The 23,900-nt window shown below is 70.7% G+C and carries 23 protein-coding genes; 10 read left to right on the top strand and 13 right to left on the bottom strand.

What is annotated here, in order from left to right; translation table 11 throughout:
* Positions 1-135: 135 nt before the first annotated feature.
* The gene (gene chpH / locus ACIHFB_RS40475) at positions 136-369 is read left to right on the top strand and encodes a chaplin ChpH (RefSeq protein WP_190073503.1); all 234 of its coding nucleotides are present in this window, start codon (positions 136-138) and stop codon (positions 367-369) included.
* Between the two features lie 123 nt (positions 370-492).
* Positions 493-1,296: a chaplin family protein gene (locus ACIHFB_RS40470; protein ID WP_400129498.1), complete on the top strand. Its 804-nt coding sequence runs from the start codon at positions 493-495 to the stop codon at positions 1,294-1,296.
* A gap of 66 nt (positions 1,297-1,362) precedes the next feature.
* On the opposite strand, the gene ACIHFB_RS40465 is transcribed toward ACIHFB_RS40470, so the two are convergent.
* The gene (locus ACIHFB_RS40465; protein WP_005485166.1) at positions 1,363-1,551 is read right to left on the bottom strand and encodes a DUF5703 family protein; all 189 of its coding nucleotides are present in this window, start codon (positions 1,549-1,551) and stop codon (positions 1,363-1,365) included.
* 47 nt (positions 1,552-1,598) lie between these two features.
* Here ACIHFB_RS40465 and ACIHFB_RS40460 point away from each other — a divergent pair, with 47 nt between their 5' ends.
* A complete protein-coding gene (locus ACIHFB_RS40460; protein WP_365285070.1) occupies positions 1,599-2,345 on the top strand; it encodes a hypothetical protein in 747 nt (248 codons plus the stop codon).
* A gap of 102 nt (positions 2,346-2,447) precedes the next feature.
* Here ACIHFB_RS40460 and ACIHFB_RS40455 read toward each other — a convergent pair whose 3' ends face one another.
* Positions 2,448-4,646: a helix-hairpin-helix domain-containing protein gene (locus tag ACIHFB_RS40455; RefSeq protein ID WP_400129497.1), complete on the bottom strand. Its 2,199-nt coding sequence runs from the start codon at positions 4,644-4,646 to the stop codon at positions 2,448-2,450.
* A complete protein-coding gene (locus tag ACIHFB_RS40450) occupies positions 4,643-5,626 on the bottom strand; it encodes an aldo/keto reductase (RefSeq protein ID WP_365285073.1) in 984 nt (327 codons plus the stop codon). The genes ACIHFB_RS40455 and ACIHFB_RS40450 overlap by 4 nt, the downstream gene beginning before the upstream one ends.
* A 119-nt stretch (positions 5,627-5,745) precedes the next feature.
* Between ACIHFB_RS40450 and ACIHFB_RS40445 the strand changes: the two genes are divergently transcribed.
* Both ACIHFB_RS40445 and ACIHFB_RS40440 read left to right on the top strand, forming a co-directional pair.
* Positions 5,746-6,801 (top strand): LLM class F420-dependent oxidoreductase, encoded by a 1,056-nt coding sequence (locus tag ACIHFB_RS40445; RefSeq protein ID WP_400129496.1) that lies wholly within the window; start codon positions 5,746-5,748, stop codon positions 6,799-6,801.
* Between the two features lie 223 nt (positions 6,802-7,024).
* Positions 7,025-7,813 carry a ferritin-like domain-containing protein gene (locus ACIHFB_RS40440; protein WP_365285077.1) on the top strand — a complete coding sequence of 263 codons (789 nt, stop codon included), beginning with the start codon at positions 7,025-7,027 and terminating at the stop codon, positions 7,811-7,813.
* 114 nt (positions 7,814-7,927) lie between these two features.
* Here ACIHFB_RS40440 and corA read toward each other — a convergent pair whose 3' ends face one another.
* Entirely contained in the window at positions 7,928-8,926 is a 999-nt protein-coding gene (gene corA, locus ACIHFB_RS40435; RefSeq protein ID WP_365285079.1) for a magnesium/cobalt transporter CorA, read from the bottom strand.
* A 62-nt stretch (positions 8,927-8,988) separates the two neighbouring features.
* Here corA and ACIHFB_RS40430 point away from each other — a divergent pair, with 62 nt between their 5' ends.
* The 4 genes from ACIHFB_RS40430 (at position 8,989) to mshC (ending at position 12,492) form a co-directional block, all read left to right on the top strand.
* Positions 8,989-9,675, top strand: a complete 687-nt coding sequence (locus tag ACIHFB_RS40430; protein WP_400129495.1) for a histidine phosphatase family protein — start codon at positions 8,989-8,991, stop codon at positions 9,673-9,675.
* 98 nt (positions 9,676-9,773) lie between these two features.
* Positions 9,774-10,364 carry a DUF3090 domain-containing protein gene (locus ACIHFB_RS40425; protein WP_365285083.1) on the top strand — a complete coding sequence of 197 codons (591 nt, stop codon included), beginning with the start codon at positions 9,774-9,776 and terminating at the stop codon, positions 10,362-10,364.
* On the top strand, positions 10,328-11,146 hold the full coding sequence (locus tag ACIHFB_RS40420) for an SCO1664 family protein (protein ID WP_400129494.1): 819 nt from the start codon (positions 10,328-10,330) through the stop codon (positions 11,144-11,146). The genes ACIHFB_RS40425 and ACIHFB_RS40420 overlap by 37 nt, the downstream gene beginning before the upstream one ends.
* 116 nt (positions 11,147-11,262) lie before the next feature.
* A complete protein-coding gene (gene mshC, locus ACIHFB_RS40415) occupies positions 11,263-12,492 on the top strand; it encodes a cysteine--1-D-myo-inosityl 2-amino-2-deoxy-alpha-D-glucopyranoside ligase (protein ID WP_365285087.1) in 1,230 nt (409 codons plus the stop codon).
* A 65-nt stretch (positions 12,493-12,557) separates the two neighbouring features.
* Here the strand turns inward: mshC and ACIHFB_RS40410 are convergent, their stop codons facing one another.
* Together ACIHFB_RS40410 and ACIHFB_RS40405 are read right to left on the bottom strand one after the other, a co-directional pair.
* Positions 12,558-13,181, bottom strand: a complete 624-nt coding sequence (locus tag ACIHFB_RS40410) for a hypothetical protein (protein ID WP_365285089.1) — start codon at positions 13,179-13,181, stop codon at positions 12,558-12,560.
* A gap of 69 nt (positions 13,182-13,250) precedes the next feature.
* A complete protein-coding gene (locus ACIHFB_RS40405) occupies positions 13,251-14,978 on the bottom strand; it encodes a S8 family peptidase (protein WP_365285091.1) in 1,728 nt (575 codons plus the stop codon).
* Positions 14,979-15,296: 318 nt separating this feature from the next.
* Here ACIHFB_RS40405 and ACIHFB_RS40400 point away from each other — a divergent pair, with 318 nt between their 5' ends.
* The gene (locus ACIHFB_RS40400; RefSeq protein ID WP_400129493.1) at positions 15,297-16,265 is read left to right on the top strand and encodes an SMP-30/gluconolactonase/LRE family protein; all 969 of its coding nucleotides are present in this window, start codon (positions 15,297-15,299) and stop codon (positions 16,263-16,265) included.
* Between the two features lie 58 nt (positions 16,266-16,323).
* On the opposite strand, the gene ACIHFB_RS40395 is transcribed toward ACIHFB_RS40400, so the two are convergent.
* The 7 genes from ACIHFB_RS40395 to ACIHFB_RS40365 form a co-directional block, all read right to left on the bottom strand.
* Complete coding sequence (locus tag ACIHFB_RS40395; RefSeq protein ID WP_365285095.1) at positions 16,324-17,355, bottom strand: PAC2 family protein; 1,032 nt, start codon at positions 17,353-17,355, stop codon at positions 16,324-16,326.
* 165 nt (positions 17,356-17,520) lie between these two features.
* Complete coding sequence (locus ACIHFB_RS40390) at positions 17,521-18,192, bottom strand: FadR/GntR family transcriptional regulator (protein ID WP_365285097.1); 672 nt, start codon at positions 18,190-18,192, stop codon at positions 17,521-17,523.
* A gap of 130 nt (positions 18,193-18,322) precedes the next feature.
* A complete protein-coding gene (locus tag ACIHFB_RS40385; protein ID WP_365285099.1) occupies positions 18,323-19,084 on the bottom strand; it encodes a nucleoside phosphorylase in 762 nt (253 codons plus the stop codon).
* Positions 19,085-19,166: 82 nt separating this feature from the next.
* Entirely contained in the window at positions 19,167-19,619 is a 453-nt protein-coding gene (locus tag ACIHFB_RS40380) for a phospholipase (protein ID WP_365285101.1), read from the bottom strand.
* A gap of 221 nt (positions 19,620-19,840) precedes the next feature.
* Positions 19,841-21,457: an FAD-dependent oxidoreductase gene (locus ACIHFB_RS40375; protein WP_400129492.1), complete on the bottom strand. Its 1,617-nt coding sequence runs from the start codon at positions 21,455-21,457 to the stop codon at positions 19,841-19,843.
* Between the two features lie 43 nt (positions 21,458-21,500).
* On the bottom strand, positions 21,501-23,039 hold the full coding sequence (gene glpK, locus ACIHFB_RS40370; protein WP_400129491.1) for a glycerol kinase GlpK: 1,539 nt from the start codon (positions 23,037-23,039) through the stop codon (positions 21,501-21,503).
* A gap of 63 nt (positions 23,040-23,102) precedes the next feature.
* Positions 23,103-23,891: an MIP/aquaporin family protein gene (locus ACIHFB_RS40365; protein WP_365285107.1), complete on the bottom strand. Its 789-nt coding sequence runs from the start codon at positions 23,889-23,891 to the stop codon at positions 23,103-23,105.
* Positions 23,892-23,900: the final 9 nt, after the last annotated feature.

Here is a 23,900-nt window from a genome sequence, read left to right as displayed (position 1 = left end):
CCCGTATTCGCCTGCCCGTACGGAGATCACCCAGGAAGGGTGAATGCGACCATAAGCTCGTAGCCCTATTACTTCCTCCTCGTTACAGCTGATGTGATCCGCGACTTTGGATCGCATTGCCAACAAGGAGGAATAATGATCAAGAAGGTCGTCGCCGCTGCTGCCGCCACTGGTGGTCTGGTTCTCGCGGGTGCGGGCCTTGCCGTTGCCGACTCGGGTGCTCAGGGTGCCGCCGTGCACTCTCCCGGCATCCTTTCGGGCAACGTCGTCCAGGCCCCGGTTCACGTCCCGGTGAACGTCTGCGGCAACACGGTCTCCGTGATCGGGCTGCTGAACCCCGCCTTCGGCAACACCTGCATCAACAAGTGACGCTGCCTTTCTGAGGTTCTCGTCCACGCCGTCGGTCCCGGAGCGCAAGGCTGCGCTCCGGGACCGACCGGTCTTTTCGCGTCGGTAATGCTCGGTAATGCAGGACAAGGCAGGTAAGCAGCAATGAGACAGGTCACCCGCAAAGGCCTGATGACCGTGGCGGCCGCGACCGGCGTGATCGCCGCCGCCGGCGGCCACGCCCACGCCGACTCGGGCGCGAACGGCTCGAGTTCGCACTCGCCCGGCGTGCTCTCGGGCAACACCGTGCAGGCGCCGGTCGACGTGCCGGTCAACGTCTGCGGCAACACGGTCAACGTCGTCGGGATCCTCAACCCGGCGGTGGGCAACAAGTGCGCCAACCCGGGCGGGAACAGCGGTCACGGCGGCTCCGGCGGGTCCGGTGGTGCAAAGGCCGACGGTCACGCCAAGCACTCCCCGGGCATCGGTTCCGGCAACCACGTCGAGGCGCCGGTCCACATCCCGGTGAACGTCTGCGGCAACAGCGTCGACATCATCGGCATCGGCAACGCCACCAAGGGCAACGACTGCGCCAACGGCGGCGGTTCCGGCGGCGGGCAGCCGAGCACGCCCCCCGGCGGTGGCGACCACGAGACGCCGCCACCCGGAAACCCGGACCAGCCCGGGAACCCCGAGCAGCCGGGCAACCCCCAGCAGCCCGGCAACCCCGAGCAGCCGGGCAACCCCGTGGAGCCCGGTACGCCGCCCACCGCGGACGACGAGACGCCGGACGACAACGGCTCCTCGCGCGGCAACCGGCCCGGCGCCCAGTCGATCACCCAGCCGCAGGGCAGCGCCCAGCTCGCCCACACCGGCGGTGACCTCCCGCTGGGCGTCGTCCTCCCGGTCGGCGCGGGAGCACTGCTGGCGGGCACGGTGCTCTACCGCAGGGCGCGCGCCGCGGCGTAGCGACACCGTGCACAACGGAGTGGGCCCCGCCTAGGCGGGGCCCACTCCGTTTCTCTCCTGCTCAGCTCACCACGTGGCGCGCACCTGGCGGATGATCCGTCGGCGCAGCCGCACCCTGCGGCTCCCGTCCCGCAGCAGGCTCAAGCGGTCCAATTCCCAGTGTCCGTACTCGGCATGGTCCGTCAGCAGGCGTGTGGCGTCCTTGCGGGAGACCCCGCGCGGTACGTACACGTCGACAAATTCGTATTCCGGCATCGCATCTATTGTGCGGGCAGAGCCCCTGTACGGATAGCGTCTGCTCTATGTCTGATGCTGCGCAGCCCACCGCTGCCGAGGTACGCGCCGCCGCCGAGGCGGTCAAGACCGCGCTCGACCGCCACCTGGCGGCGGTCGAACGCCGGTCGGGGGATGACGACCCGGCCGTCTACGAGGCGTTCAACCAGCTCGCCGCGGCCGCAGAGGCGTACGACGAGCTGCTCTACGACCGCTACGACGAGGTCACACCCTTCGAGATCCCCGGTACCGAAGACGCGCTGCCGCCGTACACAGGGCCTGAGGAGCCGAATGCACTGAGCGTACTGATCCGCCGCGACTACGCCGTGGTGGAACCGCAGCGGCTGCTGGCGCAGGCCCAGCGGGTCGAGGCGGCCGACGACGAGGGCAGGGACGGTGCGGGCGCCTCCGGCACGGTGCACGGGGCGCTGGGCCTCCTGTTCGGCGAGTTCGAACCGGACGAGATCGCCTCCCGGCACAAGGAGTTCGGCCTGGAGGAGGGCGACTCCACGCTCTGGGTGACGGCGGCGGACGAGCCGGCCGATCCCGGTGAGTGGCTGGAGACACCGTTCGAGGCGATCGACGCGCAGCAGGTCGTCTGCCGGTTCGACGTCAGTGCCGTCTTCGACGACGAGATCGAGGACGACGTGGACGATGATCTCGAGGACGAGCTGGACCCGGACGACGACGAAGAAGAAGACGAGGCAGAGGACGAAGCGGAGGACGAGGCGGAGGCGCAGGAAGAAGACCTGGAGCCGCTGGACGCGGACCGCTGACGGGCTGAACACCGGCTTCACGACGACGGCGGTGGTCACGGAGGTTCTCGCCTCCGTGACCACCGCCGTTTTCTCGTCTGTCGTCGCCCCGGGCAGCCCGGCTCAGCCCGCCGTCGGGATCTGCGGGGCCAGCAGGGCGGCCAGCCGGGTCGTCCTGGGCTTGGGCGGGACCTCGGCCACGGCGTGCGGCAGTGCCTGCTCGACGCCGTGGACCACGGACAGATGGCGCTCCGCGCGGCCGAAGGCCGTGTAGATCCAGGGGCGGCTGAGGGCCGGGGCTGCGTCGCCGGGCAGCACCACGACCACCGCGGGCCACCGGGCGCCCACCGCCTGGTGCGCGGTCAGCGCCCACCCGTGCCGCACGGACTGCTCCACCCGCTCCTTCGGTACGACGACCGGGTCGCCGGCACACGACAGGTGCAGCCCCTCGGCGTCGGCCTTCACCACCTGGCCCGGCAGCGTACGGCCGGGCGCGGGGGAGTAGGCGATCCGGTCGCCGGGGTCGAAGCCGCCGAACCGGCCCTGGCCGGGATTCAGCCGCTCCTTCAGGGCCGCGTTCAGCACGCGGGTACCGGCCGCGCCGCCGTGGCCCGGTGTGATGACCACGGTCTGCTCGGCCGGCACGCCGATCGCCCGCGGCACCGAGTCCGCGACGAGCTGCACCGTGCGGTGCACGGCCTCGCCCGCGTCCCGCACGGGCACGATCACGAGCTCCTTGCCGGGGGAGTCCACCTGGTTCAGCTCGCCGACGCCGATCCCCGAGACCAGCTCGCCCAGCGGACCGGGGTCCGGCCGCCGTGAGGCGATCTGCGGGCAGACCCGGGCCGCCAGCAGATCGGCGAACACCCGCCCCGGACCCGCCGACCACAGCACCCCCGGATCCCCGGTCAGCACCAGCCGCGCCCCGTCCGGCAACGACTCGGTGAGCAGCGCACCCGTCTCCACGTCCAGCTGAGGAGCGTCCAGCACCACCAGAAGGTCGAGGTCCAGAGCGCCGTCCGCGTCCCGGCCCGGACCTTCGGCGCCGGAGAGAAGGCCGGACACCGTGGCGACCCGGGAGTCACCGGGCTCGCTCAGCAGCGCCGCGAAGCGGGTACGGCCCAGCGGGCTGTGGGCGGCGACCCAGGCACGCAGACCGAGATCGTGAACCGCGCGCAGCAGCGCCGCCGGTTCGGCCAGCGATGCCTCCCCGCCCGTGTGCAGGACGAGACCGTGGGCCGCGACCGCGCGGATCAACTCGCCCGCGGAGCCCGCCGCCGACGCGACCCGCTCCCACTCCTCGGCCGAACCGTCCTGCTTGGGCACCGAGTTGACCAGCCGGGCCAGTCCGTCGGCGAGACTCTCCTCCGCGAGGGCATACCGCTCGAGGCCCACCAGGACCCGCACCGGGCGGGCCTCGTCGGCCCCGTCGGCCCCGTCGGCCCCGTCGGCCCCGTCGTCAACGGGGTCGTCCTGGCGCCGGGCCGCCGGCTCCTCCAGGGCGTCCTGGAAAACCAGGGCCTCGCCCTCCGCGAGCGTGTTCTGCACGGCAGCGTCGGCGTCCGGCACCCCCCGCTGGGCCAGCGCGGCGGTGAGCGCCGGCATGTCCAGGGCGGTGTGCCCCGCCAGGGCGGCCTGTTCCAGGAGCCAGCCGGTGACCGCGCGGCCGCGCCGCTCGTCGTCCGGGCCGGACTCGGTGCCGAGCAGGGCCCGCGCGAACCCGTCGGCCTGCTCGGGCCGCACCCCGGTGACCCGCAGCAACTGCCAGGGGTCCGCCCGCAGTACGTCCCCCGCGCTCTCACCGAGGGCCGCGGCGACCTGCGGGGCGAGCGTCTCCGGGGCGCCCCCGTCGGCCAGCACACGGCGCACGGCATCGACGGCCTCCGGCGCGGGGGCCACGGATGTGCCGGTGCTCTGGGCCTCGACGGTCTGCGGGCGACGCACCGGCTCGGGCGCGGGGCGGCGCGGCGACGGCTCCGGCTCGCTGAAGACGGTGGCCGCGGGCTTCTCGCCGCTCTCCACGGCGCGCACGGCCGCGAGCAGGTCGGCGGCCGTTCCGCTGAGCTTCGCCCCGGCTGTGATGGGCGCCTTCTTCTCGGCCTTCCGCCGCTCGATCCGCTCCCGCTCGATCTGCTGGGCAGCGAGCTCGGCCTCGGCCTCGGACAACTTGGCGGCGGCCTCGGCATCGTCGGCTCCGGCCGGCGTGCCCTCGGTGCTCTCGGTGTCCTCGGCGCCTGCGGTCGACGACGCGCCCTCCGCCGCACCCGGGGTCCCCGGCGCGGCGTTCTCGGCGTCCTCGGTGGGCTCGGGCTCCGTGCTCACAGCGTGCTCCAGTCGTGATCGGGATAGCGGTGCACCGGAGCCGACACGTCGTCGAGCGCCCGGCAGATCTCGTCAGGAAGACTAAGGGCCTCCACTGACAATGCCGCCGAGAGCTGCTGCGCGTTGCGCGCGCCGACGATGGGCGCGCTCACCCCGGGCCGGTCGCGGACCCAGGCGAGGGCCACCTGGAGCGGGGTCACCGCGAGCCCGTCCGCCGCCGTCGTCACCGCGTCCACGATGCGGGTCGCCGTGTCGTCGAGGTACGGCGCGACGAACGGCGCCAGATGCTCCGAGGCGCCCCGCGAGTCGGCCGGCGTCGCGTTCCGGTACTTGCCGGTCAGGACACCGCGGCCGAGCGGGGAGGAGGGCAGCAGGCCGATGCCGAGGTCGAGGGCGGCAGGCAGCACCTCCCGCTCGACGCCGCGCTGGAGCAGCGAGTATTCCAGCTGGGTGCCGGCCAGCCGGGTCCGTACATCCGGTGCCGCCCGCTGCCAGGTGGCCGCCTTGGCGAGCTGCCAGCCGCAGAAGTTGGAGACGCCCGCATAGCGGACCCGGCCGCTGCTGACCGCCAGGTCCAGGGCCTGGAGGGTCTCTTCCAGCGGGGTGTACGGGTCGTAGGCGTGGATGTGCCACAGGTCGACGTAGTCCGTGCCGAGCCGCGCCAGCGAGGCGTCCAGCGCGGCGAGCAGATGTCCGCGTGAGCCGTCGACGCGGATGTCCGGGTCGGGGACGCTGCCCGCCTTCGTCGAGATGACCAGGTCCCGGCGCGGGACCAGGCCTTCTATGAGTCGCCCGAGCAGATACTCGGCCTCCCCGTCGCCGTATACGTCGGCCGTGTCGACGAGTGTCCCGCCCGCTTCCCAGAACGTCTTCAAGAGGTCCGCGGCGTCGTGCTCGTCGGTGTCCCTGCCCCAGGTGAGTGTGCCGAGTCCGATACGGGACACACGAAGGCCGGTACGGCCGAGATGCCTCTGCTCCATGAGCGCCGAGATTACTGGCCACACCCTGTGATGTGGGGGCCTGTGGATAACCAGTTTCCCCACCCCCACGCTATGGTCTCCGGACAAGAGACGTTACTGATCGGTAAGGGGAATCCGCCATGCAGCTCGGGATCAACCTCGGCTACTGGGGCGCCGGAATGGACGCGGACAATCTCGCCGTGGCCAAGGAGGCCGACCGGCTCGGGTATGCCGTCTGCTGGGCCGCCGAGGCGTACGGTTCGGACGCGGCCACCGTGCTGACCTGGGTCGCCGCCCAGACCGAGCGCATCGACGTCGGCTCCGCCATCTTCCAGATCCCGGCCCGGCAGCCGGCGATGACCGCCATGACCGCCGCCACGCTCGACTCGCTGTCCGGCGGCCGCTTCCGGCTCGGCCTCGGCGTCTCCGGGCCGCAGGTCTCCGAGGGCTGGTACGGCGTCAAGTTCGACAAACCGCTGTCCCGGACCCGTGAGTACGTGGAGATCGTACGGAAGGCGATGACGCGGGAGCGGCTGTCGTACGACGGCGAGCACTGGACGCTGCCGCTGCCCGGCGGCCCCGGCAAGCCGATCAAGCTGACCGTGCACCCGGAGCGCGAGCACATCCCGCTGTACATCGCCGCGATCGGCCCCAAGAACCTTGAGCAGACCGGTGAGATCGCCGACGGGGCCCTGCTGATCTTCCCCTCCGCCGACCACCTCGAGGACACCGCGATCAGCTATCTGCGGGCCGGACGTGAGAAGGCCGGGAAGACCCTCGACGGGTTCGACGTCTGCCCGACGCTGCCGCTCGCGGTCGGCGCCGACAAGGACGTGAACGCACTGGCCGACGCCTTCCGCCCGTACACCGCGCTGTACGTCGGAGGCATGGGCAGCGCCAAGCAGAACTTCTACAACCAGCTCGCCCAGCGCATGGGGTACGAGCAGGCGGCCGCCGAGATCCAGGAGAAGTACCTCTCCGGCGACAAGCAGGGCGCGGCGGCAGCCGTTCCGCACGAGCTGATCGACCAGACCACGCTGCTCGGTTCCGTGGACCGCATCGCGGACCGGATGAAGGCCTACGCGGCCGCCGGGGTCACCACCCTGTCCCTCAACCCGGCGGGCTTCACACTGGACGAGCGGCTCGTCTCGCTGCGGGCCGGAACCGAGGCGCTGGAGCGGGCCGGGCTGGCCTGACGCTTGGCCTGACACGGAGAAAGTTCTACGGCCGTGGTGGGGGCTCGGGGGTCTTCCCCGCCACGGCCGTCATGCAGCACAACGCGCCGGAGCGCGTGCGGTTACGCCCTCGGCGGACACCGGTGGTCATCCTTTTGGCGGAGTTGTCCGACACAGCTGTTGCAGCGTCCCTCGCACCGCATTTGACTCGTTCTTTGCGGAATCCTGCAGAGAGGTGCGCACGATGCTTTCGGCCAAGAGTCTGTTCCAGGAGATCCTCGACAACGACGAGTCCTTCCGCCTGTTCTGCTCCATCGCCGCCAGCGGGGAGTCGCAGGGCGGCTGGGAGAACGCCCGGATCGCCGCGCTCGTGCCCGCCGGCGAGCGCTCACTCGCCCCCAAGATCACCCGGCACGGCGCGGACGAGGACAAGCACGGGCGGATCTTCAACGCCCTGATGAAGAAGCGCGGCCTCGACCCCGTCCCCGTACCGCCCGAGACCGACTACACCATGCTCCTGGAGAAGAACGGCATCGGCCTCGCGCACGACAAGCTCAAGCGCGACGAGCCCCTCACCGTCCAGGACATCGTCACCTATCTCTCGCACAGCCGGGTCACCGAACAGCGCGCCTCGGAGCAGATGGACATGCTCCGCACGTACTTCGCCGACCACCCCGACCTCGGCCGGGCGGTGAAGATGATCTCCAACGACGAGGACAACCACCTCGCCTACTGCCACGAGGAACTCCTGCGCTTCGCCCGGGACGGGCACGGCCGGGCCATCCAGCGGACGCTGCGGGAGTGCGCACTCGCCGAGATCCGGATCTACCGGGACGTCAGCCTCGCCGTGATGTCCCACATGGGGCGCGTCCTCGGCTGGCCGAGGCCGAAGGCGGCGGTGCTCGCGGCGGGCATCCACGCGGTGTACGTCTACGAGCGGATCGCGGGCTGGCGCCGGATGGTCAGCCTGAAGATGCCGGAGCGGCGCGACGCCCTCGGCGGCCCCGCCACCTCGGCCCCCGAGTTCGCCTGAAGCCCGAAACCCGAAACCCGAAACCCGAAACCCGAAACCCGAAACCCGAAACCCGAAACCCGAAACCCGAAACCCGAAACCCGAAACCCGAGGCTTGCCCCCGAAGAGCAGCGCCTACAGCCAGCCCCGACTCTTGAACAGCCGGTACAGCAAGACCTCCAGGGCCGCCATGGCCGCGATCAGCGTCGGATACGACCACAGCCAGTGCAGCTCCGGCATGTGGTCGAAGTTCATGCCGTAGATCCCCGCGATCATCGTGGGCACCGCGGCCATGGCCGCCCACGCGGAGATCTTCCGCATGTCGTCGTTCTGCCGCACGCTCATCTGGGCCAGATGAGCCGACAGGACGTCCGACACCAGCCGGTCCAGGCCCTCGACGGACTCGTTCACACGCGTCAGATGGTCGTTGATGTCGCGGAAGAACGGCTGCGCCTTCTCGGGCACGAAGGGCACCCGCAGGCCGGACATCCCGGTGCCCGCCAGCCGGTCCAGTGGCTGGGCCAGGGGACCGGTGGCCCGGCGGAACTCCAGGATCTGCCGCTTGAAGTTGTAGATGCGGGACGCGGTGTGCCGTGTGCCGCCGCCGGTCGGCGAGAACACCTCCGCCTCCAGCTCCTCCAGGTCGGTGCCCAGCTCGCCGGCCACGTCCACGTAGTGGTCGACCACGGCGTCGGCGATCGCGTAGAGCACCCCCGTGGGGCCGTGCCGCAGCATCTCGGGCTCCGCTTCCAGCCGCCGCCGTACCTCCGTGAGCGGAGCCTCCTCGCCGTGCCGAACGGTCACCACGAACGAGTCGCCGATGAAGACCATGACCTCGCCGGAGGTGACGTTGTCGCTCTTGGGCTCGTACGCGACCGGCTTGAGGACCATGAACAGCGAATCGTCGTACACCTCCAGCTTGGGGCGCTGATGGGCGGTCAGGGCGTCCTCGACGGCCAGCGGGTGCAGTCCGAACTCCTCCGTGACCCGGCCGAACTCGCCCTCCGTGGGCTCGTACAGCCCGATCCACACGAACGCGTCCCCGCCCACCCGGCACAGCGTCAGGGCGTCGGAGAAGTCCGCGGGCCCCTCCGTGCGCAACCCGTCGCGATAGATGGCGCAGTCGACGATCACGCAGCGTATTCTCCCGCCCTCCGCCCCCGAACGCACCCCGGTGGACGCCTACCCTTGGCCGCATGCCCACGCTGATCCTCGTCCGGCACGGACGATCCACCGCCAATTCCGAGGGACTGCTCGCCGGGTGGACGCCCGGGGTCGCCCTCGACGAGCGCGGCGCCACGCAGGCCGCCGCGCTGCCCGGACGCCTTGCCGAGCTGCCGATCTCCGAGATCGTCACCAGCCCGCTGCAACGCTGCCAGGAGACGATCCGGCCGCTGCTCGACGCACGGCCCGGACTGACGGCGCACACCGACGACCGGATCGGGGAGTGCCACTACGGCGACTGGTCCGGGCGCAAGCTGGCCGAGCTGATGGACGAGCCGATGATGCAGGTCGTGCAGGCGCATCCGTCGGCGGCACAGTTCCCCGGCGGGGAGTCGATGCGGGCGATGGCGACCCGGGCCGCCGAGGCGGTGCGCGAGTGGAACGCGCGCGTGGAGCGCGATCACGGCGCCGACGCCGTCTATCTCATGTGCTCGCACGGCGACATCATCAAGTCCCTCGTGGCGGACTCGCTCGGACTGCATCTCGACCTGTTCCAGCGGGTCTCCGTGGAGCCCTGCTCCATCACCGCCATCCGCTACACGCGCCTCAGGCCGTTTCTCGTTCGCCTCGGTGACACCGGGGATTTCGCGTCCCTTGCGCCGCGCGAGGAACCCCCCTCAGGAGACGCCCCGGTCGGGGGCGATGCGGGCGCACCGTGATCGTCAACCGCAGTAGGGTGAAGCGGTCGAGGCGGCACTGAGCGAGTTGCGGTGGCCGCACCGGCCGGTCCCGATATCGATTCCAATGGAGACAGGACGTGTCCCGTCAGGTGTTCCTCTACGATCCGCCGGACCGCTTCGTGGCCGGAACGGTCGGACTGCCCGGGCGCCGTACGTTCTTCCTCCAAGCCATCGCAGGATCCCGCGTGACCAGCGTGGCTCTGGAGAAGACCCAGGTCGCCGCGCTCGCCGAGCGCATGGACGAGCTGCTCGACGAAGTGGTACGACGCAGTGGCGGCAGCGCAGCCGTCCCTGCCATGACGCCCACCGAGGTCGCCGACACGGCCCCGCTGGAAGCCCCCATCGAGGAGGAGTTCCGCGTCGGCACCATGGCCCTCGCCTGGGACGGCGAGGAACAGCGCATGATCGTCGAGGCTCAGGCCCTCGTCGAGCTGGACGCCGACTCCGAGGAGGACCTCGCCGAGGCCGAGGAACGGCTGCTCCAGGACGAGGAGAACGGGCCCCCGATGCTGCGGGTCCGGCTCACCGGCGCCCAAGCCCGCGCGTTCGCCAAGCGTGCCCTGGACGTCGTCAACGCCGGGCGGCCGCCGTGCCCGCTGTGCAGCCTCCCGCTCGACCCGGAAGGACACGTATGTCCGCGCCAGAACGGATACCGCCGCGGAGCGTGACCACGACCCAGCTGCTCACCCGGGGTGAGCTCACGGTCCGCGGGCAGATCCGGGACGCCTCGAACGCGGTGCTGCACTGCTCCGTCTCCCTCGACGGGGACGAGGCCTTCTGCGTCTACAAGCCGGTCCGCGGGGAGCGCCCCCTCTGGGACTTCCCCGACGGCACCCTCGCCCAGCGCGAGGTCGCCGCGTACGAGGTGTCCGAGGCCACCGGATGGGGCCTGGTGCCCACCACCGTGCTGCGCGACGGGCCCTACGGCGAGGGCATGGTCCAGCTCTGGATCGAGGGCGTGCCCGGATCCGAACTGCTGGCCCTCGTCGACGGGGAGGAGCCGGAGGAGGGCTGGAAGGCGATCGGCTTCGCCGAGGTCGGCGACGGAAAGACGGCGCTGCTGGTGCACGCCGACGACGAACGGCTGCGCAGGCTCGCCGTCCTCGACGCCGTGATCAACAACGCGGACCGCAAGGGCGGCCATCTGCTGCCCGGCGACGGCGGCCGGCTGTACGGCATCGACCACGGCGTGACCTTCAACACCGAGAACAAGCTGCGCACCCTGCTGTGGGGTTGGGCGGGCGAGCCGCTCACGGGTGAGTCCATGGCCGTTCTCAAGGGCCTCAAGGACGGCCTGGGAAGCGGTGGAGCCCTAGCGGCACGCCTGACCGGGCTGATCACCGACGCCGAGGTCGATGCCACACGCGCGCGTGTCGACGCGCTGCTCACCGCGGGGGTCCATCCGGAGCCGAGCGGGGAGTGGCCGGCCATCCCGTGGCCGCCGGTGTAGGCCTCTGGTGCGGGGGAGCAGTCAGCACGCCCGACGACGTTCCGCAAGAGTGCCCTACCGGCCATCCGGCCTGGTCCGGTTCGTATACGGAACTTCCGTCCGGTTAGGCTCATGACATGCATGCCTGGCCCGCTTCTGAGGTCCCCGCCCTGCCCGGCAAGGGCCGCGACCTCCAGATCCACGACACAGCGACCGATGACCTCGTCACCCTCGAGCCCGGTCCCGTCGCCCGTATCTACGTCTGCGGCATCACTCCGTACGACGCGACCCACATGGGTCATGCGGCGACCTACAACGCGTTCGACCTCGTGCAACGCGTGTGGCTCGACACCAAGCGGCAGGTTCACTACGTCCAGAACGTCACCGACGTCGACGATCCGCTGCTGGAGCGCGCCCTGCGGGACAACGTCGACTGGGTCGCCCTCGCCGAGAAGGAGACGGCCCTCTTCCGCGAGGACATGACCGCGCTGCGGATGCTGCCGCCGCGGCACTACATCGGCGCGGTCGAGGCGATACCGGGCATCGTGCCGCTCGTCGAGCGGCTGCGCGACGCGGGCGCCGCCTACGAACTCGAAGGGGACATCTACTTCTCCGTCGAGTCCGACCCGCACTTCGGCAGCGTCTCGAACCTCGACGCGGCCGCCATGCGGCTGCTGTCCGCCGAGCGCGGCGGCGACCCCGACCGGGCGGGCAAGAAGAACCCGCTGGACCCGATGCTGTGGATGGCGGCCCGTGCGGGCCAGCCCAGCTGGGACGGCGGTTCGCTGGGGCGCGGGCGGCCCGGCTGGCACATCGAGTGTGTCGCGATCGCCCTGGACCACCTCGGTATGGGCTTCGACGTCCAGGGCGGCGGCTCCGACCTCGCCTTCCCGCACCACGAGATGGGCGCCTCGCACGCCCAGGTGCTGACCGGCGAGTTCCCCATGGCCAAGGCGTACGTCCACGCCGGCATGGTCGCGCTGCACGGCGAGAAGATGTCGAAGTCCAAGGGCAACCTGGTCTTCGTCTCCACGCTGCGCCGCGAGGGCGTCGACCCGGCCGCGATCAGGCTGGCCCTGCTCGCCCACCACTACCGCGCGGACTGGGAGTGGACCGACCAGGTCCTCGAGGACGCCCTCGCGCGCGTCGACCGCTGGCGCGCGGCCGTCTCCCGCCCCGACGGACCGCCCGCCGAGCCGCTGGTCGAGGAGATCCGCGCGGCCCTGGCGCACGACCTGGACGCCCCGGCCGCCCTCGCCGCCGTCGACCGCTGGGCGGCGCTCCAGCAGGAGCGGGGCGGCACGGACGAGGGCGCCCCCGGCGTCGTGTCGCGTGCCGTGGACGCTCTGCTGGGCGTGGCCCTGTAGTCAGCTCGTGGAAGGGCGCCCCCTCCTTGCCGGAGGGGGCGCCCTTGTGCTGGCTCAGGTGCGCGTCAGATCCGCTGGATCCGTACGCTGCGCAGCACGTTCGGCGACTGGGTGTCCCAGATGCCGACCACCTGGTGGCCGAACGCGAAGGCCTGCTGGATCTGCTGGTGGATCTGCGGGTTCGGGTTGTTGAGGACCCGGAACTGGTTGTTGATGCGCAGGAAGATCTGGTGCGGCTGCCCCTGGAGCGGGTGGACGATGTCGATGAAGCCGTTCGCCACGCCGGAGGCGAGGGCCTGCGCTTGCACCTGCTGGACGACCTGCTGCACCGCGGACAGCGCGACCTGCTGCAACTGCTGCTGCATCTGCTGCTCGGTCTGCTGAGCCTGCTGGTCCTGCTGACCGGCCTGCTGCTGGCCGAACTGCTGCGGCTGACCGAACTGCTGCTGCTGGCCCAGCTGCTGGAGCAGCTGCTGGTACGGCTGCTGCTGGCCGAGCTGCTGGAGCTGCTCCAGCGTGCCGCTCATGCCCTGCGGCTGTTGCTGCTGGCTGTAGTTCTGCTGGCCGAAGCCCTGCTGGCCGTAGTTCTGCTGCTGGCCGTACTGCTGCGGGAACTGCTGCTGGTGCTGATACGGCGACGTGCTCGGGAACTGCTGTCCCAGTTGGCTCATCTGCGGGGTGGTGCTCATGCGGGTGCCACCTTCCGTCATGTGTTGAGCGATGGTTGGGAGTTGTGGAGCGTTGGCGGGCGTCGACCGTCAGCCGGTGATCACCAGACCGACGATCTCGTCGTCCGAGAACCACACGCGGACGTCCGGCCGTCCCCCCGCGAAGGCGGTGTGGACCGCCTGGCGGATCTCCGGGGACGGGTGGTTCAGGTTGCGCCAGGCGCCGGCCACGAACAGCCGGAGCCGCGGCGGGAGTTCACGGGGATACGGCAGCAGCTCGTCCCAGTAACGTTCGGCCTGGCCCGAGCCGACCGACTGCGGGAGCAGCTGGGTCACCGCCGCCTTGATGTCCGGCCGGCTGCCGATCCGCTGGGAGGCGGGCCGGCCCGGCGCGTCCTGCTGCGGGGAACCGGTGGCCCGCAGCACCGCACGGGCGCGTTCCGGCGACATCGGCGGCTGGCCGGCCGCCTTGAGCATGCCCTGCAGCGCGGCCAGCGCGCCGACCACCACCGGGGAGGCGGAGGAGGTACCGGAGAACGTGTCCGTGTACCAGGCGATCTCCTCGGGCCCGCCCTGCAGATCGCCGGGCCGGTCCCAGAAGCCGCCGGTGGTCGTGACCTCGCGGCCCCAGCCCTGAGCGTCCAGCCGGGCACCGTAGTTGGAGAACGCGAGCCGGGAACGGTCCGGGCCGTGGTCGCGGCCGTGGGTGCCGGGCGGCGGTGCGCCCGCACCGACCAGGACGGCGCCGGAGGACTGGTTGGAGGGGTTGAACGGATTGCGCCACGACTCCGGGAATTCGTCCGGGCGGCGCTCGTAGACGGCGTCGTCGAGGGACTCGCCGCCGTTGCCCGCGGCCTCCACGACGACGACACCCTTGGCGGTGGCGTAGCGGATGGCCGCGCAGTCGTCGGGCCACCACTCGAGCGCGACGTAGCCGCTCTGGTCGTCGCGTGCGGCGAAGTCCAGCCGTGGGCCCGGGCGGTGGAGTTCGATCAGCACGATGTCGCCGGGGCCGAGCCGGTCGGCGGCCGCGTGGATCGCCGCCGCGGTGCCGATGCCCTGGAAGGACGCGGCCGCGGTCACCGCTTCGGGCACGATGCCGTTGACGCCGTGCTCGTTGAGGTCGCCGCCGATCACACCGATCACGGCGGTGCCGTGGTTGCGCCAGGCGAGGTCGGTCAGCGGGGTGCCGACGACGACGCCGGCGAGCTTCGCGGCGAGATCCTCATGGCCCAGCTGCCAGGCGCCCTCGACATCGATCACGGTCACGCCGTGGCCGGTGCCGCCGGGGCGCTGCCAGGCCCAGTGCGCGTCGATGCCCTCGGGCGCCGGACGCAGATAGCCCTGCCGACCGCTGAAGTCGGGTGTGACCGGCGTGCCTTCCTTCAGCCGCCGGTTGTCCTCGGCGCTCTGGAGGGAGGCGGGCACGGCGCCGGGCTTCACATACGCCGTGTCGATCCCCGGCAGCGCGGCGATCCGTGAGCGCAGCTCCTGGGCGCGGCTCTCGCCGCCGCGCACGCGGTAGAACAACGCGAGGTCGGGCGTGTCCTCCGGGCCCGCGGCGGTCGCCTGCTGGAGTCGCTCCTCGTTGCCGAACAGGGGCTCCAGAGCGAGCTGTTCGTCGCTGAGGAACATGTTGAGGGCCGATACATCGGCCTCCGCCGCCGAGCGGACGCCCTCCGTCCGGGCGCGTAGCCGGGCCTCGGGCCGTGCGACGACGATCAGCTCCTGCTCGGCTCCTCGATAGGTGAATCCAGCTCCGTCGGGTCCCGGCCCGGATGTCCCCGGGCCCTGCGCCGGCTGTACCTGGTCGGTCATCGGATACCGCTCCCTTCGGTCCGTGCGGATGCCAAGTAGCGGATGGTGCCGAGTCGTACGGGTACGGGGGACAACCAAGCACTCCCACGGCGACCCGTCCAGCCCCGCCGTTCGTCAACTGGTTTGGAAACAAGTTGAATTGGGTAACGTGTGCAATTGGCGTGAAACAGATGTCCTGCAACAATCCGGCCAGAAGCTGTCTACTGGCTGTCGAGGGACTTGGGGGAGCTGCGGAGCCACCTGGCATGTGATGGGGTGGGCGCGTCAGTTGACCGTTGGACCAGCCGGTCGGCCGGTCCCTCCGCGGAAGGACGCACAGTGGCACCCACGCATCGCTCCTTCGCACGTGACTTCACCCGCCGCAGACTCCTCACGATCGGCGCCGCGAGCGCCGGTGCCGTCCTCGCCGGATCCACCGCGGCCTCGGCCTCCGGCAAGTCCTGGCCGGCCGTGATCCCGCTGCCCGACGGCTTCCGCCCGGAGGGCATCGCGATCGGCGGCGGGCCGTACGCCTACCTCGGCTCGCTCGGCGACGGTTCGATCTACCGCGCCGACCTGCGCACCGGACAGGGCGGCATCATCTCGACCGGGCCCGGGACGCCCTCGGTCGGCGTCAAACTCGACGACCGGGGACGCCTGTTCGTCGCCGGACGCGGCTTCGGCGCACGGGTCGTCGACGTCCGCAGCGGCGAGATCATCGCGTCGTACGTCCTCACCACGGCGACCCCGAGCTTCGCCAACGACGTGTTCCTGACCCCGCGCGCCGCCTGGTTCACCGACTCCTACCAGCCCGCGCTGTACGCCCTGCCGCTCGGCCGGCACGGCGGGCTGCCGGACGCGGACGAGGTCGTGACGATCACGCTGAAGGGCGACTGGAGCCAGGTCCCCGGCGAGGTCGTGAACGCCAACGGCATCACCCGCACCCCCGACGGCTCGGCCCTGCTGGTGGTGCAGTCCGGGGTCGGCGCCCTGCACCGGGTGGACCCGAGGACCGGGGTCACGACCCTCGTCGACCTCGGGGACGCGGCCCCGCTCACCAACGGCGACGGTCTGCTGCTGCTCGGGCGGACGCTCTACGTCGTCCAGAACCGGCAGAACGCGATCGACGTCTTCACGCTCGCGCCCGACGGCACCAGCGGAGTCCTCCGGCGCCGGATCACCGACCCTGCCTTCGATGTGCCGACCACGGTGGCCGCATACAAGGACCGGCTCTATCTGCCCAACGCACGGTTCACGACGACTCCGACGCCGACGACCACGTACGACGTGATCGCTGTGGCGCGCTGAGGGAGAGGTCAGGGGCGGCACGCGCGTCTGCGTACCGCCCCTTCCGGTTCAGTCCGGTTCAGTCCTCCGACGGGTCGTCGCCCTCCGGCGGGCCTTCCGACGGGCCGCCGGAGGGCGACGGGCCGTCGTCCTCGCCTTCCGGCCGCTGCGGTTTCGGCGGCCGGCTACGACCGCCGGGGTTGTCCCGCAGATACGAGGCGATGTCGCTGCCGTCCGCCGTGGCGTGTCCGCCGGGCGTGGGCGGGGTGCCGCCGTCCCGGCGCCGCAGATACCGCTCGAACTCGCGGGCGATCGCCTCGCCCGACGCCTCCGGCAGCTCGGCGGTGTCCCGGGCCTCCTCCAGCGTCTGCACGTACTCCGCGACCTCGCTGTCCTCGGCGGCCAGCTGGTCCACCCCCACCTGCCAGGCGCGCGCGTCCTCGGGCAGCTCGCCCAGCGGGATGCGTACGTCGATCAGGTCCTCCAGACGGTTGAGGAGGGCCAGCGTCGCCTTCGGGTTGGGCGGCTGCGAGACGTAGTGCGGGACGGCCGCCCAGAGCGAGACCGCAGGTACGCCCGCGTGCGTGCACGCCTCCTGGAGGACGCCGACGATGCCCGTGGGCCCCTCGTACTTGGTCTCCTCCAGGTCCATCCGCTGGGCCAGGTCCGCGTCGGACGTGGTCCCGCTGATCGGCACCGGACGTGTGTGCGGGGTGTCACCGAGCAGGGCACCCAGGACGACGACCAGTTCCACACCGAGCTCGTGCGCGAAGCCGAGCAGTTCGTTGCAGAACGAGCGCCAGCGCATGGACGGTTCGATGCCTCGGACGAGTACGAGGTCGCGGGGCTTCTCACCGCCGATCCGCACCACTGACAACCTTGTCGTCGGCCATGTGATCTTGCGCACGCCGGCGTCCATCCACACCGTGGGCCGGTTCACCTGGAAGTCGTAGTAGTCCTCGGCGTCCAGCGCCGCGAACACCTCGCCCTTCCACTCCCTGTCCAGATGCGCGACCGCGGCGGAGGCGGCGTCGCCGGCGTCGTTCCAGCCCTCGAACGCGGCCACCATGACCGGGTCGACCAGCTCGGGAACCCCCTCGAGCTCGATCACCCAGCGCCTCCTTCCGACGTGCCCTCACGTACGCCCCAACCTTACGGCGTGCGGGCGGGGCGTCCGCAGCCCCCCGGAGGGGGAATGAACGCATCACTGCCCAGATCGCCGTACGGGAACACCCCGGTCAGTGATCCGAGCTGTCGACGTGGATCACGGCGTGGATCACAGCGTGGACCTCAGCCACTGCTCCACGCTCGCGATGTGCACCGTCGCCCACGACCTCGCCGCCTCCGCGTCCCGGTCGCGCAGCGCGGCGACGATCATGCGGTGCTCGTGGAGGGTGCGGCTGACCGCGTCCTCCTGGGTCAGGCCGCGCCAGATGCGGGCACGGGTGGTGGGACCCGAGAGACCGTCGAGGAGCGAACAGAGCACCGAGTTGCCCGAGCTCTGCACGATGCCCCGGTGGAAGTCCAGGTCACAGGCGACCAGCTCCTCGACCGAGGGGGCGTCGCCGAGCTTGTCCAACTGGGCTGACAGCGCGCTCAGTTGCTGCTCGCTGACCCGCGAGGCCGCCATCGCCGTCGCGGCCGGCTCCAGGATGCGGCGTACGGCCAGGAACTCCAGGACCGTGTCGTCGCGGTGGAAGTCCACGACGAAGCTCAGCGCCTCCAGCAGGAGTTGCGGGTCGAGGCTGGTGACGTACGTGCCGTCGCCCTGGCGCACGTCCAGGATGCGGATCAGGGACAGGGCGCGCACGGCCTCCCGCAGGGAGTTGCGGGAGAGCCCCAGTTCGGAGGCGAGTTCGCTCTCCTTGGGCAGCCGGTCGCCGGGGCGCAGTGCGCCGGAGACGATCATGCCCTTGATCTTCTCGATCGCCTCGTCGGTGACCGCCATGGCCGCGCCTCCCTGTCGTTCAGACCTCCGATGTCTCACGCCATTATGGAGGTTCACCAGGCTGAACGGGACGCCGAATGCGCAGATCAGGGCTTCCGCGGGCGCCGATCACCGACCCGCCGGTCGAAGCTCAGGCCTGCTCCGCCTCGGCCAGCAAGCGCAACGCCTCCAATGACACCACCGCGCCCCGCTCCACGCCCGCCGCGACGACGTCCCGGTGCGGGTCGTACCCGCCCGTCGAAAAGGGAGCGTCCGCGTCGACGAGTTCATCGGCGTTCGCCCCGTCCACGACGAGCACTCCGCCCGCGACCAGCCCGCGCAGCGAGGCCGTCACCAGCAGCGCGGAGAGCTCCATCTCGATCGCCGCGAGCCCGGCACCGTCGTAGCCGAAGAGGGGCAGCAGCCCCGGCTGGAACGCGGCCCGCGTCCACACGATGCCCCGGTGGTGCGGGGCGCCCGCCGCGCGGGCCGCGCGCTGGAGGGCGAACACCGCCTCGGGGGAGGAGACCGCCGGGTACTCGGGCGGCAGCAGCTGCTGGGTGACGCCGTCGTCGCGTACGGCGGCCTCCGCGATGACCAGATCGCCGGCGTCGATGCCCGGCTTCATCGCGCCCGCCGTGCCGAACCGCAGGAAGGTGTGCACGCCCGCGTCGGCCAGCTCCTGGAACAGCAGGATCGCGCCCGGCGCACCCACCCCGTGCGAGGCGACGGTGACCGGCACGCCCTTCCAACCCCCGCTGAACACACGGTATTCGCGGTGGTAGGAGACTTCCTCGGCGCCGTCGAGGAGTGCGCCGACGGCCGCCGCGCGCGCCGGGTCGCCGACGACGATCGCGTACGCCGGGAGCCCGGTGCGGGGTATGCGTGTGACGGGTGAGAGGTCCTGGAGCATGAGGCGACGTTACCGACGTGCCACGAGGACGGGCGGAGCCGGGTGCGACGTACCGCACCCGGCCCCAGGAAGGTGACCGCTGTCAGCCGAAGGCCTTCACGGCCTGGTAGTACGTCCAGGCCGTGCCGTCGCAGGCGGACTTCGTCGCGCCGCTGTAGCCGTTGCAGACGCGCTTGAGGTCTTCGTAGAAGGCGCTGTCGAGGCGGGACTTGTTGGCGTCGAACGCGCCCGCGGCCTTGTAGTTGCGGTAGCCGAAGTCGTGCCGGGCGCAGGAGTTGGCGAAGGGGAAGCCGAAGGGGTTGTCCGGCGAGGAGGAGCAGTAGTCGGTGGACCAGTCGAATGCGTAGGAGGTCCAGGCGGACTGGTTCGCGCGGGCGGCGGCCCACGTGTTGTAGCTCGACGCGCTGGTCTGGGTCCAGCTGGAGAGGACCTGGGGTTTGTCGGCGGGAACTGCGGTGGCGGTGGCGGCAGTTGCGGTGACGGTGATCAGTGCAAGGGCCGAAGCGGCGAGACCGGTGGCGAGTCTGCGGTGCATCCCACACCTCCATGAGGCCGCGATCCGTCCGTCGGATCGCAGGTTCATGACAAGATGATTGATCCGCCATCAGACACTTCACACCTCATGTGTCCTAATGGGCCATTAACTCTTGGACATGCCAGGAGATCAGAGCATGAACCGGACGGGACCGAAAGGGAGTTGAAGCATGCGAAAGGGGCGGCTCCGTCAGCGGAGCCGCCCCTTTCCCGTCGTGCCGGCTACTTCTCGTCGAGCAGGTCCTGCACCTTCGCGCGGACCTCGTCGGTGGCCAGTCCGCGGATCGTCAGCGTCGTACGGCGGCGCAGCACGTCGTCCTGCGTCTCGGCCCACTCGTTGTCCCGGGCGTAGACGACCTGCGCCCAGATCTCCGGGGCGTCCGGGTGGACGCGCTCGCCGAGCTCCGGGTTCTCGTTGGCCAGCCGGGCGATGTCGAACGCCAGCGAACCGTAGTGGGTGGCCAGGTGCTTGGCGGTGTCGGCGCCCATCCGCGGGCCCGGTGCCGGGCGGTCGACCAGCAGCCGGTGCGCTATGGCACGCGGGTTGGCGACACCCGGCAGCGGCAGCTTCTTCGGCAGGGAGGCGATCGGCTCGAAGTCGTCGCCCAGCGGGTGGCCCGGCAGCGCCTCCAGCTTCTTCATGACCGTACGGCCGATGTGCCGGAAGGTCGTCCACTTGCCGCCCGCGACCGACAGCATTCCGCCCCGGCCCTCGGTCACCACGGTCTCGCGCTTGGCCTTGGCCGTGTCGCCGGGGCCACCCGGCAGCACCCGCAGACCGGCGAAGGAGTACGTGATCAGATCGCGGCTCAGCTGCTGGTCCCGGATCGAGAACGCGGCCTCGTCCAGTATCTGGGCGATGTCCTTCTCGTTGACCGAGACGTCCGCCGGGTCGCCCTCGAACTCCTCGTCGGTCGTGCCGAGCAGGAGCATGTCCTCCCAGGGCAGGGCGAAGGTGATGCGGTACTTGTCGATCGGCGTCGCGAGCGCGGCCTTCCAGGGGGAGGTGCGCTTCAGGACCAGGTGAGCGCCCTTGGACAGACGGATGGACGGAGCCGCGTTCGGGTCCTCCATCTTGCGCAGGTGGTCCACCCAGGGACCGGTCGCGTTCAGCACGAGACGGGCGTCGACCCCGAACTCGTCGCCGGTCGTACGGTCCTTCAGCTCCGCGCCCGTCACCCGGCCCTTGGTGAAGCGCAGCCCGGTCACCTCGGCGTGGTTGAGGACGACCGCGCCCGCCTCGGTGGCGGCGCGGACCGTCATCAGCGCCATCCGGGCGTCGTTCATCTGGTCGTCGCCGTACACGGCGACGGCCTTGAGGTTCTCGGTGCGCAGCTCGGGCACGTCCTGCGCGGCCTTCGCCGGGGAGAGCAGATGGCCGACGCCGTCGCCGAAGGCGGAGAGCGCCGAGTACGCGAACACGCCCGCGCCGAGCTTCGCCGCGCCGTGCGGCCCGCCCTTGTACACGGGGAGGTAGAAGGTGAGCGGGTTCGCCAGGTGGGGGGCCACCTGGCGGGAGACCGCACGGCGCTCGAAGTGGTTCTCCGCCACCAGCTTCACTGCGCCGGTCTGGAGGTAACGCAGACCGCCGTGGAGCAGCTTGGAGGAGGCGGAGGAGGTGGCACCGGCGAAGTCGCCGGCGTCGACCAGCGCCACCCTGAGCCCGGACTGCGCGGCGTGCCAGGCGGTGGAGATGCCCAGGATGCCGCCGCCGATCACGAGAAGGTCGTACGACGCCTTGGCGAGCTGCTCCCGGGTCTCGGCACGGCTCGGGTTCGAGCCGGAGGCCGGGCGCGTACCGAGGGCAGGCACGGACTGCAGGGTGGACTGACTGGTCATGTGTGGTTCTAACTCCTCGTCAGAGCTCTTGAGAGGGTTCTCGTCAGCTCTCGTCTTCGATCCAGCCCATGGTCCGCTCGACGGCCTTGAGCCAGCTCTTGTACTCGCGGTCGCGGGTCTCCGCGTCCATCCGGGGGGTCCACTCGGCGGCCCGCCGCCAGTTGGCGCGCAGCTCGTCCGTGCTGGACCAGAAGCCGACGGCGAGACCGGCGGCGTAGGCGGCGCCGAGGCAGGTGGTCTCGGCGACCATCGGGCGCACCACCGGAGCGTCCAGGAAGTCCGCGAGGGTCTGCATCAGCAGGTTGTTGGAGGTCATACCGCCGTCGACCTTGAGGGCCACCAGCTCGTCGCCGGAGTCCTTGACCATGGCGTCGGCGATCTCCCGGGTCTGCCAGGCGGTGGCCTCCAGGACGGCGCGTGCCAGGTGCGCCTTGGTGACGTACCGGGTCAGACCGGCGATCACACCGCGGGCGTCGGAGCGCCAGTGCGGGGCGAACAGGCCGGAGAAGGCCGGCACGAAGTAGGCCCCGCCGTTGTCCTCGACCGAGAGCGCGAGCGTCTCGATCTCGGCGGCGGTGGAGATCAGGCCCATCTGGTCGCGCATCCACTGCACCAGCGAGCCGGTGACGGCGATCGAGCCTTCCAGGGCGAAGACCGTCGCCTCGTCGCCGATCTTGTAGCCGACCGTGGTCAGCAGGCCCGCGTACGAGTTGATGATCTTGTCACCGGTGTTCATCACCATGAAGGTGCCGGTGCCGTACGTCGACTTGACCTCGCCCTCGGAGAAGCAGGTCTGCCCGAACAGGGCCGCCTGCTGGTCGCCGAGCGCGGAGGCGACCGGGATGCCGCCGAGCAGGTCGCCCAGACTGCCGCCGGTGACCTCGCCGTAGACCTCGGCCGAGGAGCGGATCTCGGGCAGGATCTGCAGCGGCACGCCGATCGACTCGGCGATCTTCTCGTCCCACGCCATGGTGTGGAGGTTCATCAGCATGGTGCGGGAGGCGTTGGTGACGTCGGTGACGTGCTTGCCGCCGTTGACACCGCCGGTGAGGTTCCAGATGACCCAGGTGTCCATGGTGCCGAAGAGGATGTCGCCCGCCTCGGCGCGCTCGCGCAGCCCCTCGACGTTGTCGATCAGCCAGCGGGCCTTCGGACCGGCGAAGTACGACGCCAGCGGCAGGCCGGTCTCGCGGCGGAAGCGGTCCTGGCCGACGTTGCGGCCGAGCTCCTTGCAGAGCGCGTCGGTACGGGTGTCCTGCCAGACGATGGCGTTGTGGACGGGCTCACCGGTGTTCTTGTCCCACAGCAGGGTCGTCTCGCGCTGGTTGGTGATACCGATGGCCTTGATGTCGTCGCGGGTGATCCCGGCCTTCTGAATGGCTCCGGCGACGACTTCCTGGACGTTGGTCCAGATCTCGTTGGCGTTGTGCTCGACCCAGCCCGGCTTCGGGAAGATCTGCTCGTGCTCCTTCTGGTCGACGGAGACGATACGGCCGTCCCGGTCGAAGACGATGCAGCGGCTGGAGGTGGTGCCCTGGTCGATCGCGGCGATGAACGGGCCCGCGGTGTGTGCGTCGCTCACTGTGTGCTCCTGGGGGTTCCGTAGGGAAGGGGCTCTCTGTACGGCGCGGTGCTCACTCGTGCTCTAAGCGAACGCGACGTTGTAGATGCCTGCCGCGATGGCGCCGCCGATCAGCGGGCCGACCACCGGGATCCAGGCGTAACCCCAGTCGGAGCCGCCCTTGTTGGGCAGCGGCAGAAGGGCGTGCACGATACGCGGACCGAGGTCACGGGCCGGGTTGATCGCGTAGCCCGTCGGGCCGCCGAGGGAGAGACCGACGGAGACGACCACGAAGGCGGTGATCAGGGCGCCCAGGGTGCCCAGACCGTTGCCGTCGGCGTTCAGTCCCTGCGTGAGGATGGCGAGGATCAGCACGATCGTGCCGATGATCTCCGTGGCGAGGTTCTGCCACACGACGCGGATCTCGGGGCCGGTGGAGAAGATGCCGAGCACGGGGCCGGCCTTGGGCTCTCGTGCCTCGACGGCCTTCTGAGCCTTTGCGACCGGCTCGCCGACGATCTCCTTGTCGGTCAGGTGCGCGTGGAACTGGCCGTAGTAGGCGACCCAGACCAGGGCCGCGCCGATCATCGCGCCGAGCAGCTGTCCGCCCCAGTAGGTCGGAAGGTTGCTCCAGTCGTCGTCCTTGATCGCGAGAGCGAGCGTCACTGCCGGGTTGAGTTGGGCGCCGGAGAGCGGTGCCGAGATGTACACGGCGGTCATGACGGCGAAGCCCCACCCGAAGGCGATGGCGAGCCAGCCGGCGTTACGGGCCTTGGAGGCCTTGAGCACGACGGCGGCGACCACGCCACCGCCGAGCAGGATGAGTACGGCGGTACCGATGGTCTCGCCGATGAAGATGTCGGAGCTGGACACCCGCGACTC

This window comes from Streptomyces sp. NPDC051963, assembly GCF_044593495.1.
GTDB lineage: Bacteria > Actinomycetota > Actinomycetes > Streptomycetales > Streptomycetaceae > Streptomyces.
The sequence above is the reverse complement of the archived record's forward strand: the minus strand, read 5'-3'. Positions and strand labels throughout refer to the sequence as shown.

Excerpts from the sequence above, each read along its gene's own strand:
- chpH (WP_190073503.1), top strand. The coding sequence starts at position 136 with ATGATCAAGAAGGTCGTCGCCGCTGCTGCCGCCACTGGTGGTCTGGTT.
- ACIHFB_RS40470 (WP_400129498.1), top strand. The coding sequence starts at position 493 with ATGAGACAGGTCACCCGCAAAGGCCTGATGACCGTGGCGGCCGCGACC.
- ACIHFB_RS40465 (WP_005485166.1), bottom strand. The coding sequence starts at position 1,551 with ATGCCGGAATACGAATTTGTCGACGTGTACGTACCGCGCGGGGTCTCC.
- ACIHFB_RS40460 (WP_365285070.1), top strand. The coding sequence starts at position 1,599 with ATGTCTGATGCTGCGCAGCCCACCGCTGCCGAGGTACGCGCCGCCGCC.
- ACIHFB_RS40450 (WP_365285073.1), bottom strand. The coding sequence starts at position 5,626 with ATGGAGCAGAGGCATCTCGGCCGTACCGGCCTTCGTGTGTCCCGTATC.
- ACIHFB_RS40445 (WP_400129496.1), top strand. The coding sequence starts at position 5,746 with ATGCAGCTCGGGATCAACCTCGGCTACTGGGGCGCCGGAATGGACGCG.
- ACIHFB_RS40440 (WP_365285077.1), top strand. The coding sequence starts at position 7,025 with ATGCTTTCGGCCAAGAGTCTGTTCCAGGAGATCCTCGACAACGACGAG.
- ACIHFB_RS40430 (WP_400129495.1), top strand. The coding sequence starts at position 8,989 with ATGCCCACGCTGATCCTCGTCCGGCACGGACGATCCACCGCCAATTCC.
- ACIHFB_RS40420 (WP_400129494.1), top strand. The coding sequence starts at position 10,328 with ATGTCCGCGCCAGAACGGATACCGCCGCGGAGCGTGACCACGACCCAG.
- mshC (WP_365285087.1), top strand. The coding sequence starts at position 11,263 with ATGCATGCCTGGCCCGCTTCTGAGGTCCCCGCCCTGCCCGGCAAGGGC.
- ACIHFB_RS40410 (WP_365285089.1), bottom strand. The coding sequence starts at position 13,181 with ATGAGCACCACCCCGCAGATGAGCCAACTGGGACAGCAGTTCCCGAGC.
- ACIHFB_RS40405 (WP_365285091.1), bottom strand. The coding sequence starts at position 14,978 with ATGACCGACCAGGTACAGCCGGCGCAGGGCCCGGGGACATCCGGGCCG.
- ACIHFB_RS40390 (WP_365285097.1), bottom strand. The coding sequence starts at position 18,192 with ATGGCGGTCACCGACGAGGCGATCGAGAAGATCAAGGGCATGATCGTC.
- ACIHFB_RS40385 (WP_365285099.1), bottom strand. The coding sequence starts at position 19,084 with ATGCTCCAGGACCTCTCACCCGTCACACGCATACCCCGCACCGGGCTC.
- ACIHFB_RS40380 (WP_365285101.1), bottom strand. The coding sequence starts at position 19,619 with ATGCACCGCAGACTCGCCACCGGTCTCGCCGCTTCGGCCCTTGCACTG.
- ACIHFB_RS40375 (WP_400129492.1), bottom strand. The coding sequence starts at position 21,457 with ATGACCAGTCAGTCCACCCTGCAGTCCGTGCCTGCCCTCGGTACGCGC.